Consider the following 881-nt stretch of genomic DNA (forward strand, 5'->3'; position numbering starts at 1 on the left):
CGCTCTCGCCGAATGGTCCTTCGGCGGGGGCGACCGATATTGCGACGCCTGCCAAACGACGTGCCCGGACTGCCCGGCGCGGCTGAACCGTCCGGAAACACCGGAGGGTTGGCAGGTCTGGGACCTCGTCGGTCGCCTTGGTGGGCAGCTCCGCGTGCTGCCCGGCGCCGTGATCGGCTGGGATATGTCGGCCGCGCTCGCGCTCGGTGACGCCCTCGGCGTACCGCCGCTCGTCACGGCCGAACTGCTGCCCGTCATCGAGGCGGTGATGGTCGCAAAACTCAACGAACAGATGGATCACTCCCATGGCTGAGAAGAGGGTCAGCGTCCGCCTCGCGGCCGTGGGCGGGCGACAGGTTCGCGCCGAGCTGGAAGGCGTCGGCGAAGCCGGTGCCCGCGGCTTCGGACGGCTAGGCCGGGAAATGGAAGCGGCGAATACCCGGCTTGCGGCCTTCTCGCGGCGGGTGCGTGTGGCCGCCGCAGCCGCCGTGGCCGCCGCAGCCGCCGCTGGCGTGGCGATGATCCGCTCTGGCCTCCAGACCGTCGATGCGCAGGCGAAGCTCGCGCAGTCGCTTGGCACCACGGTCGCCTCGATCCAGACGCTGGAGCGCGCGGGCGAGCTGGCGGGCGTGTCGATGTCCGGTATCGAGCAGGCCACCAAGGATCTGACGCGCCGTCTCAGCCAGGCGGCCGCAGGGAGCGGTCCCGCCGCCGACGCGCTCGACCGGCTGGGGCTTTCGGCCAACGACCTGATCGCGCTGCCGCTCGATCAGCGCGTCGGTGCCATCAACGCCGCCATCGAAAGCTTCGTGCCCGCCGCCGAACGCGCGGCCGTCGCGGGACAGCTGTTCGGCGAGGAAGGCTCCATCGCCATGTCGCGG

At 71.4% G+C, this 881-nt stretch carries 1 protein-coding gene and 1 pseudogene; both read left to right on the top strand.

The window, feature by feature from the left end; genetic code table 11:
- On the top strand, nucleotides 1-313 hold a 313-nt coding region (locus E3D03_RS20975; protein WP_263568551.1), incomplete at its 5' end, for a hypothetical protein.
- Nucleotides 306-881 (top strand): annotated as a pseudogene (locus tag E3D03_RS20980) (phage tail tape measure protein); the annotation flags it as partial. The gene E3D03_RS20975 and the pseudogene E3D03_RS20980, both read left to right, overlap by 8 nt.

Source organism: Paracoccus sp. DMF, assembly GCF_004407025.1.
Taxonomy (GTDB): domain Bacteria; phylum Pseudomonadota; class Alphaproteobacteria; order Rhodobacterales; family Rhodobacteraceae; genus Paracoccus; species Paracoccus aminovorans_B.